The 15,998-nt window shown below is 59.0% G+C and carries 14 protein-coding genes and 2 tRNA genes; 5 read left to right on the forward strand and 11 right to left on the reverse strand.

Going from position 1 to position 15,998, the window contains the following annotated elements:
• Nucleotides 1-233 precede the first annotated feature (233 nt).
• Together JOD97_RS09915 and JOD97_RS09920 are read right to left on the reverse strand one after the other, a co-directional pair.
• Complete coding sequence (locus JOD97_RS09915) at nt 234-917, reverse strand: DUF3334 family protein (RefSeq protein ID WP_209715933.1); 684 nt, start codon at nt 915-917, stop codon at nt 234-236.
• A gap of 10 nt (nt 918-927) precedes the next feature.
• On the reverse strand, nt 928-1,197 hold the full coding sequence (locus JOD97_RS09920; protein WP_229264253.1) for a hypothetical protein: 270 nt from the start codon (nt 1,195-1,197) through the stop codon (nt 928-930).
• 133 nt (nt 1,198-1,330) lie between these two features.
• On the opposite strand from JOD97_RS09920, the gene JOD97_RS09925 reads away from it, so the two are divergent.
• Nucleotides 1,331-3,484 carry a serine/threonine-protein kinase gene (locus JOD97_RS09925; RefSeq protein ID WP_209715936.1) on the forward strand — a complete coding sequence of 718 codons (2,154 nt, stop codon included), beginning with the start codon at nt 1,331-1,333 and terminating at the stop codon, nt 3,482-3,484.
• 79 nt (nt 3,485-3,563) lie between these two features.
• Complete coding sequence (locus tag JOD97_RS09930; RefSeq protein ID WP_209715939.1) at nt 3,564-3,965, forward strand: hypothetical protein; 402 nt, start codon at nt 3,564-3,566, stop codon at nt 3,963-3,965.
• A gap of 26 nt (nt 3,966-3,991) precedes the next feature.
• On the opposite strand, the gene JOD97_RS09935 is transcribed toward JOD97_RS09930, so the two are convergent.
• From JOD97_RS09935 to JOD97_RS09945, 3 genes are all read right to left on the reverse strand, one after another.
• Entirely contained in the window at nt 3,992-5,377 is a 1,386-nt protein-coding gene (locus JOD97_RS09935; RefSeq protein ID WP_209715943.1) for a sigma 54-interacting transcriptional regulator, read from the reverse strand.
• A 178-nt stretch (nt 5,378-5,555) separates the two neighbouring features.
• The gene (locus JOD97_RS09940) at nt 5,556-5,759 is read right to left on the reverse strand and encodes a hypothetical protein (RefSeq protein WP_209715946.1); all 204 of its coding nucleotides are present in this window, start codon (nt 5,757-5,759) and stop codon (nt 5,556-5,558) included.
• 136 nt (nt 5,760-5,895) lie between these two features.
• A complete protein-coding gene (locus tag JOD97_RS09945; RefSeq protein ID WP_209715949.1) occupies nt 5,896-6,387 on the reverse strand; it encodes a hypothetical protein in 492 nt (163 codons plus the stop codon).
• Nucleotides 6,388-6,474: 87 nt separating this feature from the next.
• Here JOD97_RS09945 and JOD97_RS09950 point away from each other — a divergent pair, with 87 nt between their 5' ends.
• Nucleotides 6,475-7,017 carry a hypothetical protein gene (locus JOD97_RS09950; RefSeq protein WP_209715952.1) on the forward strand — a complete coding sequence of 181 codons (543 nt, stop codon included), beginning with the start codon at nt 6,475-6,477 and terminating at the stop codon, nt 7,015-7,017.
• Between the two features lie 172 nt (nt 7,018-7,189).
• On the opposite strand, the gene JOD97_RS09955 is transcribed toward JOD97_RS09950, so the two are convergent.
• Entirely contained in the window at nt 7,190-8,173 is a 984-nt protein-coding gene (locus JOD97_RS09955; protein WP_209715955.1) for a hypothetical protein, read from the reverse strand.
• A gap of 616 nt (nt 8,174-8,789) precedes the next feature.
• Between JOD97_RS09955 and JOD97_RS09960 the strand changes: the two genes are divergently transcribed.
• Nucleotides 8,790-9,791, forward strand: a complete 1,002-nt coding sequence (locus tag JOD97_RS09960) for a hypothetical protein (RefSeq protein WP_209715958.1) — start codon at nt 8,790-8,792, stop codon at nt 9,789-9,791.
• 263 nt (nt 9,792-10,054) lie between these two features.
• Here the strand turns inward: JOD97_RS09960 and JOD97_RS09965 are convergent, their stop codons facing one another.
• The 5 genes from JOD97_RS09965 to JOD97_RS09985 all read right to left on the reverse strand — a co-directional run bounded on the left by JOD97_RS09965 (nt 10,055) and on the right by JOD97_RS09985 (nt 13,802).
• Nucleotides 10,055-10,687: a hypothetical protein gene (locus tag JOD97_RS09965; RefSeq protein WP_209715963.1), complete on the reverse strand. Its 633-nt coding sequence runs from the start codon at nt 10,685-10,687 to the stop codon at nt 10,055-10,057.
• 322 nt (nt 10,688-11,009) lie between these two features.
• A tRNA-Asn gene (locus tag JOD97_RS09970) sits at nt 11,010-11,085 on the reverse strand.
• A gap of 54 nt (nt 11,086-11,139) precedes the next feature.
• Nucleotides 11,140-11,748, reverse strand: coding sequence for a choice-of-anchor C family PEP-CTERM protein (locus JOD97_RS32630; RefSeq protein ID WP_229264254.1), 609 nt, complete (start codon nt 11,746-11,748; stop codon nt 11,140-11,142).
• A 650-nt stretch (nt 11,749-12,398) separates the two neighbouring features.
• Nucleotides 12,399-12,474 (reverse strand) — tRNA-Asn (locus tag JOD97_RS09980).
• A gap of 125 nt (nt 12,475-12,599) precedes the next feature.
• The gene (locus tag JOD97_RS09985) at nt 12,600-13,802 is read right to left on the reverse strand and encodes an amino acid aminotransferase (RefSeq protein WP_209715966.1); all 1,203 of its coding nucleotides are present in this window, start codon (nt 13,800-13,802) and stop codon (nt 12,600-12,602) included.
• 113 nt (nt 13,803-13,915) lie between these two features.
• Between JOD97_RS09985 and uvrB the strand changes: the two genes are divergently transcribed.
• The gene (uvrB, locus tag JOD97_RS09990) at nt 13,916-15,997 is read left to right on the forward strand and encodes an excinuclease ABC subunit UvrB (RefSeq protein ID WP_229264255.1); all 2,082 of its coding nucleotides are present in this window, start codon (nt 13,916-13,918) and stop codon (nt 15,995-15,997) included.
• The last annotated feature ends 1 nt before the right edge of the window (nt 15,998 follow it).

Consider the following 15,998-nt stretch of genomic DNA (forward strand, 5'->3'; position numbering starts at 1 on the left):
TGCACCGACTGGCAGAAAGGCGGTATTTTCTGCCATTGATAGCATGTATTGCAAGACGAATATATCGATAGACGAATTAACTGTTAGAAATTCGGCGGCTACTATGATGAAACTGAATAATAGAAGGCCCGCGCGCGGCGGGCCTGCAACAACGATAGCGAAAAAACATCGACCGTTGACGTCTTCCAAACAGCGTCACTGTGTTGGAAATGCCACAAACGGCCGGCCGGGCGCTACATGCCCAGCGACTTGAGCAGGTCCGAGTTGTCGTCGGGATCGTCGGTCGGCGACGGCGTCGACGCGTTGTCGGTGTTGTACGCGTCGTCGATCAGCGATTGCGGATCGTGTTCGGCCGAGTCGAAGTCGTACAGCTTGATGAACTCGGTGCGGTCGATCGCCAGCTCCAGATAGAAAATGTTGTTCTTCTCGGTGTAGAAGGTCACGCGGCGCATTTCCGGACGGTCCAGCGGCGTGTCCACGCTCAGCATCACCTGCTTGGTCAACACCAGCATCTTCGGCTGGTTCTGGGTGATGTTGGTCTGCAGCTCGCGCCGCACCTTGCCGGTGAAGTCGCCGACGATCTGGTTCATCAGCTCGCCCATGATGTTGGACACCTCGTCGGAGGTGTGCGAACTGGCCAACTCCGACTTGGGCATGCCCATGTGCAGCATGTAGCGCTCGTAGATCTCCATCGCCGTGTCGGCGGCGAAGTTCAGCACCACCAGGCCGGTGAAGCCGCCGTCGAACATCACGAAGCAGCCGATGTCGGGCTTCAAGCCGGTCTTGGTGATCCTTTGCACCATGCCGGAATAATTCACTTTGCTTTGCGTGGCGACGTTCAACACACGGGCGACCGAGTTACACAAACTCATCAACAAATCTTCTGTACCGTACACAACATCCTTTTCTTCGCTCATGGGGCAACCTCTATTTACTTTTTATCGATGACAACACTGTTTCCCGGGCCAGTGCGAGACGAAACAGGACGACCTCGCCCAGCAAGCGGGCGAGCTCGTCTTTCCATTGCTGATTCTGCGCCGTCGAGGGCGGCATGGCGGCCAGCGTGGCGCGCAGGACCGCGACTTCACGTTCGAGTTCGCACACCCGCTGCACGCTCTCGAGCGCCCGACCGTTAGTGACCATGCCGTCCCCTTGTGGCGGAAATAAATCAATACCACCGAGAATACCGAGGTGCAAGATTCTCGTCCACCTGATTCACACATTTGCGTCAGATTTCGGCCGCCACTCCCCCTGTGGAACGGGTTTGTGGTAACGTGAACATATTGTCATGTGACAATATTAACTAACCCACATCCTCCCCAAGATCAGCATGGAAACGCCCGCCCCGGTCTCAAGCGACGTCACGACCAGCCAGATCAGCTGGAAGCATTATCACATCGGCAAATGCCTGGGCGAGGGAGGTTTTGGGCAAGTGCACGAGGCGTGGGATAGCAAGCTGTGTCGTCCGGTCGCCATCAAGCGCCTCAAACACGCGGCCGTCGACCACGCCGACCTGGCACGGGAGGCGCGCATGGCCGCATCGCTGCGGCACCCCGCCTTCGTCAAGATCCACGCGCTGGAGGACGATGGCCAGACCCAATCGATCGTGATGGAGCTGGTGCCGGGCGTCACGCTGAAGGAATGGGCCAGGGCGCGCGCGCCGACCGAACAGGACGCGCTGCGCGTGGTGGCGCAGATCGCCGAGGCCATGCACGAAGCGCACGCGTCCGGCCTGATCCACGGCGATTTGAAGCCGTCCAATTTGATCGTCGAGCCCTCCGGCAAGGTGCGCATCCTCGATTTCGGCCTGGCCATCAAGCACGACGACCAGCTGACCGCCTCGCTCGCGCAGGCCGATCCCCAGGGCACCATCGCCTACATGGCGCCGGAGCGCCTGCTTGGCGCCGCCCCCAGCGCCGCCAGCGACATCTACGCGCTGGGCATGATCTTGTACGAGCTGTGCAACGGCGCCCGCCCCCACGCCCATCTGACGGGATTGTCGCTGGCGGCCGCCATCACCCAGTCCAACTCCGAGCAGTGGAGCTACGCGCCGACCTTGTCGCCGGCCGCGGTCCGGCTGATGCGCGCGATGACCGCCACGCCGGCCGAACGGCGCATCGGCAGCATGCAAGAGGCGCTCGAGCAACTCGCCGCCGCCTCGGCCGGCGCCGTCGCGGCGACGCCGCCGCCAACCAGCGGCCCGCGCGCCCATCCGCGCCGGCGCCTGATCGGGTTGGCGCTGGTAGTGCTGTTGCTGGCCTTGGCCGGACTGTGGCGATTCGGTCCCGATCCACTGCAGGTGCGGCAGGCGCTGACGCCCTATTCCGAGTCGCAGGAAATCAAGAACGGTCTGGCGGCGTTGAAATTCTTCGACCGTCCCGGCAACCTGGACCGCGCCGGCGGCAATTTTTCGACCGTACTCAAACACAACGCCGACAGCGCGGCGGCCGTGGCCGGCATGGCCATCGTCTACCGGTTCCGCTACCTGAGCGACGCGGAAGACCCGCTGTGGCTGCAAAAGGCGGACGCCGGGGTCCAGCAGGCCATGCGGCTGAACGACCAGTTGGCGCTGAGCCAGGCGGCGCGGGCGTTGGTGCTCGACGCGCAAGGCAAGAGCGAGGCCGCGCTGGCCGCCGCCGAGCGCGCGCTGAGCCTCGATCCGCTCGATTTTTTCGGCTGGCACGCCAAGCTGACGGCGCTGCGGCATCTGCGGCGCTACGACGAGGCGCGCACGGCGGCGGAACAGGCGATCGGCCGCTTTCCCCAGGAAAGGGTGTTCGCCGACCATCTGGGGACCGTGCATTTTGAACAAGGCAACTACGCCGACGCCGAACGGGCATTCCGGTCCAGCCTGCAAATCCAGCCCGACGCGGTGTATGCGTACGCCAACCTGTTCGGCGCGCTGATGGCCCAGAACCGCGGCGACGACGCGCTGCAGGTGTTGCAGCAAGGCTTGCAAATCAGGCCTAGCGCCAGGCTGTTCAACAATCTCGGCAACGCGTTCTTCTTGCGCGGCGACTATGTGTCGGCGGCGGCGGCCTTCGAGAACGCGGTCTCGCCGCAAAAGGGCAATCCCGCCGACTACCTGATGTGGGCCAATCTTGCCGACACCCTGCTGTGGATACCGGGGCGCGAGCAGCAAGCGCGGGAGGCCTATGAGCGCGCCATGCAACTGCTGGCGCCGCGCCTCGAAAGGTCGCCCGGCAACGCCGTCCTGGTATCGCGCATGGGCTTGTATTCGGCCCGGGTCGGCGACAAAGCCGGCGCCGAGGCGCTGTTGCGGCGCGCGGTGGAGGCGGCGCCGAAAGGGCCCGACATCCGTTTCCGGGCCGGACTGGGTTACGAGCTGATCGGCAATAGGGACGCCGCGCTCACCGAGATCGCCAAAGCCAGGGAACTAGGCTATCCGCTCAAGTTCATCGAGGCGGAACCGGATTTGATCGCGCTCAGGCGCGACAGCAGATATCCCGGCGGCAAGCCGTAGCCGGGGTGGACCGATTTTTGCATCGCTAGCTGCGACACCATTCTATTTGACACCCGAAGTTCAACCCGAGGAGATTGTTTTGGAAAATCACGCATCCGTCAGCACACCCTATGTCTGCACGATCAGTTACGGGGCGCCGACGCCGCCCGTGAGCCAGGCGCACTACGCCTTCACGCCGGCGTTGAAACAGCTAAAGCCGGGCGACACCATCACCTTCAAGTTCGCCCCGAGTCCGGCTCAAGCCACACCGCGCCTGGCCACCTTGATTGCGGCCTACAAATCGCCGGTCACCGACAAGGACACCTCGCCATTCTGGAACGACGCCAACACCATCGACATCGTGTCGTTTCCGACTTTGACCATCGGGCAACGGTACGGCAAGTGGGGTTTTGCGGTGCTCTTCACCGTCGAGACGGCGACCGATTCACATTTCTTCTTGCTGCCCGACCCGGAAATCATCGTCGGACCTGAAAGCCATTAATGCACGTCCGGCGGGTCGGTCCGGCGTCAGCGGGCCGCGCGCCGGATTTGCGGATACATCTCCAGCAGCTTGTACAGCGAGGGGCGCGAAATGCCCAGCTCCAGCGCGGCACGGCGGATGGTCCAGCCGTTGTTTTCCAGCGCGTCGAAAATCTCCTTTTCCTGCAGCCCGACCAGCTTCTTGCGCACCGCCGCGATGGCGACCGGTGGCTTGTCGCCGACGTCGGCACTCGGCTTGACCTCGCCGGCCGGCGGATCGCGCGGAACGTTGAGCATGGCATCGACGCCCGGGGCCTCCCCCATCTGCAGCGCCATCAGCACGCGCCGGAAGACGTTCGACAGGTCGCGGACATTGCCCGGCCAGTCATGGTTCAGCAACTGGCTCACCAGCGCGGTCGGCAACAGCGGGGTCACCTCGGCCGGCAGCATATGCACCAGCAGCAGCCCGATATCCTCGCGCCGGCAGCGCAGCGGCGGGATGCGGATGACGAAGTGCTCGAGCCGGCGCAGCAAGGCCTGGTTGAAGCCCGCGCCGTACAGATCCTGGTCGGTGGCCGCGATCACGCGGGCGTTGGAGTGCTGGTCGTGGGTGGCGCCCAGCGGGCGATAGTCGCCGCTTTCGAGCACCCGCAACAGCATCGGCTGCACGCTGCCCGGCGTATTGCCTATCTCATCGAGAAACAGCGTCGAATCCTGCGCCTGGGCGAACCAGCCCTGGCGCGCGGTCTGCGCGCCTGTGTAGGCGCCGCGCACGGCGCCGAACAAGTCGGCCGCCGCCAGCGTATCGCTCAAGGTCGCCATGTTGACGCACACCATGGCCGCGCCGGCGTTCTTGCCGAGCGCATGGATCGCGCGCGCCGTGACTTCCTTGCCGGTGCCGGTTTCCCCCAGCAGCAGCACGACCGCGTTGGTCTTGGCCACTTGCCGAATCTGCTCGCGCGTGGCGATCGCGGCGCTGCCCACGCCGATAAAGCCGGGCACCGGATTGTTTCTCGGCAGGCAGTGCATCCAGTGCAGGCATAGCAGCACCGTGCGGCCCAGGCCGAGGACGACGCCGCGGTCGATCTGCTCGCGGGTCAGATGCGTGGGCTCGGCGATTTCCCTGCCGTTCAGTTCGATCACCATGCGGCTCTGCGGCGGCCACACGGTGATGCCGCCGGTCGCATCCCTGATCAGCCGTACCGCCGTGCGCGACACGCTGCTGTGGCCCAGCCCCTCGCCGTCCTGCCCGGGCCGCCGGAACGCCGGCAGATAGCGGCTCAATTCCATCGTTCCGGCCTCGGCCAGACCGACAAACTGCTCGCCGACGCGCCGCAGATCCGGGTGCCAGGCGATGGTCAGGCCCAGCAGCGCGTCGCCGCCGGGCGCCGACGCCGGCAAGGGCGAAGTCAGTGTGTGATCGGAATCATCCATGGCCGTCGCTGTACTACCTTTCCGATTAAAAAGCTGATCAATTTTACACCAGGAAAGGGGGCGCGGTGGCATGCCGGTGCGGCCGTTGACATGCCGGCGAGTGTTCTTTACATGTCAAATCGCCGCCGACGACAGCCAAATCCGGCGCTGGCCAGCGGCGCGCGTTAGCCGGAAGACGCTATTTGGCGGCGCGGCGTTTTTTGCGTTTCGGCGGCTGGGCCAAGGGGAACATGGCATCGGTCCAGACCCTGGTCATCTGGGTCATGTTCTTGGCCGTCTCGCGTTTGACGGCAGCCGCCGCTTGGGCGCGCGCGGAGCCGGCAACCTGGTTGGCAATCCGGTTGGCCTGGCTCAGGAACATACTCATGAATGGATTTTTCATATCGCCACCTACTCTGAAGGAGTGAGTGCCAACAGTACAACGTTGACACGAAGGCCACTGTACGTTAGCCCACCCAGTGGGCGTGGAAGACGGCATAAAGCAGAACGTCGTCCACAGCGGCTCGTGTTGCAACGCCTTAATTCCGGCCTGCCGAGTCCGGCTTGTGCCTGGCATTCACTTCGTCTTGCATTTTCTTGAGCAGAGCTGCCGTCTGATCGGTTTGTCTTTTGACTTCGGCTTGCGCAGCCGAGGTGTTTTTCCCGGCCTCGAACGCGGCGACCATATTGGATAGAACGGTCGCGTTAAACGCTGCAACACCCAGGACGATGGCAAGCACAGCGCTAATGGCCGTGACTATAACCGTGGTCTTGAGTCCTTCGATAGCTGAACGGGTTTCCGCTCTTATTTCCGATAGCGCTGTTTCGATCCGCTCCATCCGGGCGTCTGAATGACGTGATCGTTCTTCCATCAATGCGGCAGAGGCGGCCAGCGCGGACTCGATTCGCGCCACGCGACCATCCATGCGGCTCTCGACGGCCTCTAGTTTTGCGTCAACGTAATCTCTGTCTGATGAAGCGGCCATCGGATTATGTTCGCGCGTGACTTCGGCACTGTCAATCGTCGCCATGACACGTCGGCCGCGCAATTCTGATATGGGTCAACGAACCTGGACAATTCGCTCGATATGATTGCCGACATCCATCGGGAGAGATGAATGCCCTGTTACTTGACCTGCCTCGTTGCCGCCGCAGTACTCATCGCCAGCGATAACGCCGGCGCCCAGCGAAGCGCGGTCAGTATCCACACCGATATCTCCGGCAAGTCCTGCAACAAGCACATCAACGACAAATCGACAGGTGCCTACACGTTGGACTGCCGCGGAGTTCATGGTTTCCGCTTGCACGTCCTCGAAGACGATGAGCGCAGTTCGATCAGCATCGTCACGCCGGACAAACAAATCTTCCCCCTCAACTATTGGGACGTGGTAACCCAGGGATTTTCGACGTTGGGCGCCAGGGTGGAATGGCGCATTACGAGGGTGGATGGGGAAGCGGTACCAGTCGCGCTGATCGTTCGCGTCAACGCCCTCGACCAAAGCGATCCGGAGCAGCCGAAACGAGTCCCCGTTCTCGCGGTCGCGAAAATAACCCGTAACGCGGCCTGTGTTACCCGCGTCATCGACGCCCTCGCCCCTGACGCAAACAAAGAAGCAAGACGATCTTCCGACGACCAGCGGCTGGCCTGCCTGCCGATCTAATCGGCAACGCTAAGCCCACTCGTCCAAGCCTTCATGCTCAAATAAACAGGGGTCAAAAAACAAAAAGCCCAACCGATAAAGGCTGGGCTTTCTGGTATTCTGGCTCCCCGACCTGGACTCGAACCAGGGACCTGCGAATTAACAGTTCGGAACCTCCGCACAGAAAGGTGAACTAGATCGTTCCCTCTACGAACTTCCTGAAAAGAGCGTCGGCTTGCGTAAAATCCATCAATTCCTCAGTTTTAAGATTGAGATTGTCAAGCATTTCTCTCACTGGCTGATTGGTCTTCATCAGGCAAAGCTCTCGAATGGCCGCGCCATTATGCATCACCTGCAGGGCCAAAACCGCCCCCATTCGAGGTTCCGCCTCAGTGAAGTAAAGTTCAATGAAGGACCGTCCCTCGTAGTCCTCAAGCAGCCATTCAATCCTATCCTTTGTATATGCCGCACGATACACATCTAAGTATTCATGATCAATAATGCGGCTTACTTGGAAGTTAGCTGGTTGATCACGCAGTTCCCTGTGAGCCCTCAGAGCTCGTAGCAGCATGTGGTTTTTTGTTACTGAGGCCAATGCGTGGAGGCGCTCTGTGCGTGTACCGAATTCCACCATGTATTTGTACTGGCAGAAGTGAGCAATGGCTTCGCTAAAAAGCAGATGCGACCGTAGCATTTCAATATCATTGCTTGCGCGGCGCAGAGTGTACTCTGCCGTATGCCCCAGCTCATGAATGAGAAGGTCAGGAGAAACATATTCCTCACCTCTCGGTGGGAGAATTACCAAGTGATCGGTTGCCCTACAAGTAACCGCTCTACCTTCTGCATGCTTAAAGTTTCCAGCGGCACGTAGGATCTCAACTTTACTTAAATCCACGTTCAAGAGCCGTTCAACGTAGGAGCGGTAGAAGTTCTCAGCCTGATCTACTTCTTGATGCGTCTCGTCCGGATGAATAAGGGCGATATCATTAATCAGACTCTGCGAAATATGGGTCTGAAGCACTTCAGGCATTGCAAATGAGTTGAGGAAAACGAGGTGAGGAAGATGGCACGTCTTCTGATACAACTCATACGAATATTGATCCGCAAGCTCTGAATTTCCAGAGATTATTGCTTGGCGGCGAAGTCCTTCAATTTCATAAAACTCTGCTAATTCCATCATCTTCCTTGAGGGTTGGCGTATTTACGATACTAGCTGACTCAGCAAGACATTAGGAAGTATCACAGGCGAGGTGCTAAGTTAATCAAACATTGTAGAGCCCCCCGCAGGGAAGGCTCAAAGAAGCTTGCGTGAACTAACCCAGGGTCCTCGTTTCCGGGTCCAGCTCCGCCCCCCCCGGAGGCCTCACCACGACCCCCTATGCGCTAATAAGCGTACTCGCCGCGATGCCGCCTGACTGGCTGGGGAGCCTCATGAGTTCGGTCGCCCTGCCCTCGAGTCTCAACCCACCATCGACCTGCCAACAGAGTATCCGCCTGTGCAGCGTGAGTCCGGCCTAAGGGGTAGCTGATCCTCACTCGCCAACGGCCTCACCTCGGGCCACTATGCGCAAATAAACGGATCCTAAAACGCGAAAAACCAACCGGGTTAGAGCTGGGTTCTTGGCATGCTACTGTATTCTGGCTTCAGGTTCAGGATCTGAGTCTGCGGTATCGAATTCTGAAAATTATTACACCGCAGTGACAATTGGTGATATTTCATGCATGAAACTTCGCCATAATATAATTAATTATTCTAAGTACCACAAAGATCACACTTTATTTTGGAGGCGCTCTTGGCGCAGCAGTCACTTTACTTTTTCAAAGCCACCAAAAATGTCAGCGATGAATTAGGAAATATGTTTAGCTTTAGTTGGGCCAGCTACTTGGGTCTTCGCGAACTATGGTGGCAATCACGAGGGTATGCCAGTGTTCATCCTGAACTAACCGCGAAACAGATAGAGAAGAAATTTACAGGGGGACTTCCACTGCCGGGCGGAATTGACTTTGAGGAACTATTTTTAAAAATGAGCTGGGCGGAACATGAGCGTCGTGTCGCCAAGTCAATTCTTTTCGAAGCCTGCAGTATGTATGAGCAATGGCTGGAAGCTGTTTGCAGCGAAATGCGGCTTCCATCCTCTAGAGCAAAAGTTATAGCTGACCAGCTTCAATTTCCCTTAGGTCACACCACTGGTAATGGTATTCCTAACGACTATCAGGTAGCACTTGACTATCTAAAACTGCATAACTCTATGGTCATAGGGACCGAATTTTTACCAAATTTAAGGAAAAATAAATTAAATTGTCTGCATCACTTATCCTCGTATATAACGGCATATAGATATTTCAAAGAATGCAGAAATTCCCTTATCCATTCTAGCGGAAAAGTAAACGCTCGAATTATTAAGTATCATCTAAACTTGGTGCTAGAGCAAACTTTCGTAAACACTCCCTTAGCCCTACCATTTAATCATGAATTCAGTCTCACCATTGCCCCTGAGGATGATACTATTCCACTAAGTATTCAGGACTGCAAATTGTTTGCCACCGTTGTTCAGCGAATTATAGTTATGCTCGATGCCGAGCTTGCTGTATATCAGGGATGTGAGGATATCGTTAAATCCAGAGTAGGATCAATTGTCAAGACGGATAAGTCGAAATGGATCAATCTTATCGGAAGTAATGCAAAGAAACAGGCCACAAGAACTAACGGTTTATTGGCAAAATCAGGGCTTCCCAAAGCCGTAGACGCATTAAAAGTGTACAACTGGCTCCGAGCGGAAAAAGTTGTCCCATGAGCCCAGTCTAGGTAGGCCATCACTGTTGCTAGGTTGCCGCCCCAACTCTAACCTCCTGAACCGGTTCGGTCGTCCGGCTCTCGCGTCCCAGCCAGCAATCGGCCGGCTTGCAGAGTTCCCCGGTGTGCCACGCGATTCCGGCCTAGGCTAGGTCGTCTCCACCCGCTAGCGGGCTCACTTCTGCCTGCTATGCGCAAATAAACAGGCTCTAGAACGCAGAGCCCAACCGGGTTGCGTCTTAGTGTCCTGACACTCCAAGAATCTTAAGCTACGACGACTCGTGCATACCCCATGACTTTCGCAGCAAGAACAAACACGTCTTTCGCTGTAATCCGATATTGCTCCGAAAGCGTAAAAAGGATTTGCGCATTTCCCTCCCTTCCCGAACCGGGATCGGGGTACCGTCCAGCCCATTCCAGAAAATGAGTAAGCAGCGTCAGAATTGCTTGTTCTTTGGCGTTCAGCTCAGGAATAAATTCAGCAAGCCTCACCAGCTTGTGATGCTTATGCGCCTTTTCTTCTGCGACATAGGAAGTCACTCCCTTTTTCACAATGAGCATTCCCTTTAGACAGATTTCGAGGCTGTAGCCGACCAGCATGAGGCCAACCGCACGATATTGGCTATCACATATTCCTCGACTCAGCAGAGGTAGAGTTTCCAAGTCGGGATTACCTCGTAAAACAAGAGCGGCTGCCTGTGACAACGCATGTGCCTGGCTAAGCCACAGTACTGGGGACTTCAATTCCTCACTTGTCGGAGGCACACTTGGGTCAATGTCAAATCCATGCAAATTTTGTAGAATGGCCCATTTCATCCATGCCATTGCGGAGTAGCCGAAAGGATCAGATGCAAAAGAATCAGGGTCGGGGAGTAACTGTTCTTCTAATGTCTTCATTCATGCACTTCATTCAAGTATGGAATATGCACAATGTACAGTTTCTGCCAGCCGGAATCTATGCTTAATTGGAACAGATGACTTAAAGCGTCCACACATCGGTTCGGTCGTGCAGCCCTCGTATTCAAGCCCATCATCGACCGGCCCGCAGAGCGCCCGCCTGTGCAGCGCGAGCCCAGCCTAAGGGGTAGCGCATCCCCACCGCCCAGCCGCCTCACCATGGCTCACTATGCACAAATAAACGGCCCTAAAACGATAAACAGCCCTAAAACGCAAAAACCCAACCGGGTTAGGGTTGGTTTTTTTGGATACTGCTGAATTCTGGCTCCCCGACCTGGACTCGAACCAGGGACCTGCGGATTAACAGTCCGTCGCTCTACCGACTGAGCTATCAGGGAATTGAGGCCAGAATTATAGCCGCTCAAGTTCGATTTGCCCAGCCCAAAAAGCAACTATTTTCGCCGGCGCGCCAGGCCGCCCACCATCGCCAGCCCCGCCAGCAACATACCGTAGGTGGCAGGCTCGGGCACCGCCGCGACGACCGAGACATTGTCCAGCGCGGCGCCGTAGTAGCTATTGTAGGGATCGCCCACAAAACTCAGCGTGCTGGTACCCGAGGTGGCGACAAAGCTGAAGCTCTGCCTGACCCAGCCCATATTGGCGAGTGTCTTGCCGTTGATATCGACGATGTAGGCGTGCGGCGCGGTCACGCCGGCGGAGAAATACTTGTCGCCACCGCCGACCGGATTGCCAGCCAGGCTGAAGCTAACGTTATACGTCTGCCCCACGACCGTCGCGAACGATTGCGAGATCGATCCGGCCCCGCCGCCATTCAAGTCGAGGCTGTAGCCGCCGGACGCGGGCGCCCAATAGGTATTGATCAAGTCGACCGTGCCGCCGATGGTCCAGCCGTCCAGGCCGGAACCTATGGTTTCGAAACCACCGCTGAAGCCGCCGGCGGACTCGAAGCCGCCGTTGTGAATCAGCTCGACCGAGGCGTGCGCCGCAGGGCCGAGAAGAACAAGCGCCGCGATGGTGGCGAAGGATTTGATTCTGGACATTTTGCTCCCCTGTTATAGTTGGCTTGCCTAAACGAGAATTTCCTAGCATCAATCTGCAAACTATAGACGATAACAAGCAAACATCAAGAATTACATTTTAGAAACCATCCGGGCCGACCGCGCAATAGCCCTTCCCTCACCGTCCCCGCTCCCATATAAGGCGCGTGATACCAGCTTCCCTTCGCCTTCGCGCTAACCCGGCCCGGCACTATCACGTTCCACATGCCCGGCGTCCACCCTGATCGGCTCGCGCCCTGCCAGCCGAGGCCGCTCCGCTTTAAACGTCCTCTCAAGTTTTTCTACGTGCACGGGCAAGATCAAATTCTGTTGGTTGACGTTGCGATAGATGGGTTCCATCGCCATACGCAGGTCGACGGCCTGCACTATGCACGAATAAACGCAATCGCCGCCGTGACGACTGCTAGACCACCCGCGCGCCGCATGAGTTCAGTCGCCTTACCGTTGGTGCCCCGGTCCACCTTCGACCGCCCCGCAGAGTGCCCGCCTGTGCAGCGCGAGGCCAACCCAAGGGGTAGCTGATCCCCAGCGCCTAACGGCCTAACCACGATCCACTAAGCGCAAATAAACAGGCGCTAAAACGCAAAAACCCAACCGGGTTAGGGCTGGGTTCTTGGCATGCTACTGTATTCTGGCTCCCCGACCTGGACTCGAACCAGGGACCTGCGGATTAACAGTCCGTCGCTCTACCAACTGAGCTATCAGGGATTAGAGGCAACATTTTATACCGTTTTCTTCGCGCCATCAAGAAAGATTTCCGTCAGCGCAACTTCATGCGATATGCCATGTTGCCATTCGAATCAAGCTACTGCTCAACCCGAAGAAGCAAGAGTTTAGAGCACTTTGGCGATGGCGTCAATGACGATGTCGATATTGCGCGAATTGAGCGCCGCGACGCAGATACGGCCGGTGTCGACCGCGTAGATCGACTGCTCGCGCAGCTGATCGACCTGCGCCTTGGTCAAGCCCGAGTACGAGAACATGCCGACCTGGTCGCGCACGAAGGCGAAATCGTGGGCCGGCGCCTTGGCCTTGAGCTTGGCGACGAAGGCTTCGCGCATTTCCTTGATGCGCACGCGCATGCCGGCCAGCTCGTCTTCCCACATCTGGCGCAGCTCGGGCGTGGTCAGCACGGTGGCGACCACCTTGCCGCCGTGCACGGGCGGATTGGAATAGTTGGTGCGCACGACACGTTTCAATTGCGACATCAGACGGCTCGCCTCTTCGCCGCTGGCGGCGACCACGCTCAGCGCGCCGACGCGCTCGCCGTACAGCGAGAACGATTTCGAGAACGAGTTCGACACCAGCAGCGGACCGCCGGGGGCGGCGAAGCGGCGCACCACGGCGCCGTCTTCGGCGATGCCGGCGCCGAAGCCCTGGTATGCCATGTCGAGGAACGGCACCAGGCCGCCGCCGATGACGGCCGCGATGACCTCATCCCACTGGGCCGAGGTCAGGTCGGCGCCGGTCGGGTTGTGGCAGCACGCGTGCAGCAGCACGATGGAGCCGCGCGGCATGGCCTTCAACGCGGCCAGCATGCCAGCGAAATTGACGCCGTGGGTGGCCGGATCGTAGTAGGCGTAGTTATTGACGGTGAAGCCGGCGCTTTCGAACAGCGCGCGGTGGTTCTCCCAGCTTGGATCGCTGATGTAGACCTGCGAATCGGGCGAGAAGCGCTTGAGGAAGTCGGCGCCGATTTTCAGCGCGCCGGTGCCGCCGATCGCTTGCACGGTGACCGCGCGCTTCTCTTGAATTATCGCGCTGTCGGCGCCAAATACCAGCTCTTGCACCGCCTTGTCGTAGGCAGCCAGGCCTTCGATCGGCAGGTAGGTGCGCGGCGCGGGCGTCGCGATCAGGATTTCTTCCGCTTTCTGTACGCAAGACAGCAGAGGCACTTTGCCGTTGTCGTCATAATAAACGCCGACACCCAGGTTGATTTTGGCTGGGTTTTGGTCGGCGTTGAAGGCTTCGGTGATACCCAGGATCGGGTCGCGTGGTGCCATGTCGATGGCGCTGAACAAGCTAGGATTCGTCATGATAAGATTGGATTCGATTGGAAGCGTTTCGCAGCGGATGAACGTAGACAGCGCCCCACAAAAACTACTTCAGGCCGCTGGCAGGCCATTATTCTAACAAAGGTCGGAACAAGATGGCTGAATTACCAGTAGTAGATACCCCCACGGCAACGGTTGTTACCTTCCCGGACTCGCCGTTCAAACTGCACCAACCTTTCCCGCCCGCCGGCGACCAGCCGACGGCGATCGACCAGCTGTGCGAGGGCATCGACGACGGCCTGTTCTTCCAGACGCTGCTCGGCGTGACCGGCTCCGGCAAGACCTACACGATGGCCAACGTGATCGCCCGCAAGGGCCGGCCGGCGATCGTGTTCGCGCCGAACAAAACGCTGGCCGCGCAGCTGTATTCGGAGTTCCGCGAATTCTTCCCCGAGAACGCGGTCGAGTACTTCGTCTCCTACTACGATTACTATCAGCCGGAAGCCTACGTGCCGCAGCGCGACCTGTTCATCGAAAAGGATTCGTCCATCAATGAGCACATCGAGCAGATGCGCCTGTCGTGCACCAAGTCGCTGATGGAGCGGCGCGACGTGATCATCGTCGCCACCGTGTCGGCCATCTACGGTATCGGTAATCCGAACGAATACCACCAGATGATTTTGACCCTGCGCCAGAAGGACCGCGTGGCGCAGCGCGACATCATCGCGCGCCTGATCCAGATGCAGTACACGCGCAACGAGGTCGATTTCGGCCGCGGCACCTTCCGCGTGCGCGGCGACACGCTCGACATCTTCCCGGCCGAGAATGCGGAGCTGGCGGTGCGCCTGGAGCTGTTCGACGACGAGCTGGAATCGATCCAGCTGTTCGACCCGCTGACGGGCCGCGTCAAGCAGAAGATCCCGCGCTTCACCGTCTATCCCGGCTCGCACTACGTCACGCCGCGATCGACCGTGCTGCGCGCGATCGAATCGATCAAGCTCGAACTGCGCGACCGCCTGGAGTTCTTCCGCAAGGAGAACAAGCTCATTGAGGAGCAGCGCCTCGAACAGCGCACCCGTTTCGATCTGGAGATGATGGCCGAAATCGGCTTCACCAAAGGCATCGAGAACTACTCGCGCCACCTGAGCGGCGCGATGCCGGGCGAACCGCCGCCGACCCTGGTCGACTACCTGCCGAAGGACGCGCTGATGTTCCTCGACGAGTCGCACGTGCTGATCGGCCAGTTGAGCGCCATGTACAACGGCGACCGCTCGCGCAAGACCAATCTGGTGGACTACGGCTTCCGCCTGCCGTCGGCGCTGGACAACCGGCCTTTGAAATTCGAGGAATTCGAGCAGAAGATGCGGCAGACGGTGTTCGTCTCGGCCACGCCGGCCGACTACGAGAACTCGCACGCCGACCAGGTGGTCGAGCAGGTGGTGCGTCCGACCGGCCTGGTGGACCCGCTGATCATCGTGCGCCCCGCCCGCTCGCAGGTGGAGGACCTGATGTCCGAGATCACCGACCGCGTCGCCAAGAACGAGCGCGTGCTGGTGACCACGCTGACCAAGCGCATGTCCGAGCAACTGACCGAATTCCTGACCGACCATGGCGTCAAAGTGCGCTATCTGCACAGCGACATCGAGACCGTGGAACGGGTCGAACTGCTGCGCGACCTGCGCATCGGCACCTTCGACGTGCTGGTCGGGATCAACCTGCTGCGCGAGGGCCTGGACTTGCCCGAGGTGTCGCTGGTGGCGATCCTGGACGCCGACAAGGAAGGCTTCCTGCGTTCCGAACGCTCGCTGATCCAGACCATCGGCCGCGCCGCGCGTAACCTCAACGGCGTGGCGCTGCTGTACGCGGACCGCATGACCGATTCGATGGAGCGCGCCATCGGCGAGACCGAGCGCCGGCGCGCTAAGCAGATCGCCTTCAACGCCGCCAACGGCATCGTGCCGCGCGGCGTGAGCAAGAGCATCAAGGACATGATCGACGGCGTCTACAGCCCGCAGGACGCGCGCGACAACCGCCAGGTGGCGCAGGAGGCGGCCAAGTACGAATCGATGAGCGAGAAGCAGATCAGCAAGGAGATCAAGCGCTTGGAGAAGGCGATGCTCGATCACGCCAAGAACCTGGAGTTCGAAAAGGCGGCGCAGGTGCGCGACCAGCTGCATGGCCTCAAACAGCAGCTGTTCGGCGCGCCGGGCGCGGACACGCCACCCACCCCGAACTGAT

The organism is Duganella sp. 1411 (assembly GCF_017833525.1).
In the GTDB taxonomy this organism is placed as follows: Bacteria; Pseudomonadota; Gammaproteobacteria; order Burkholderiales; family Burkholderiaceae_D; genus Rugamonas.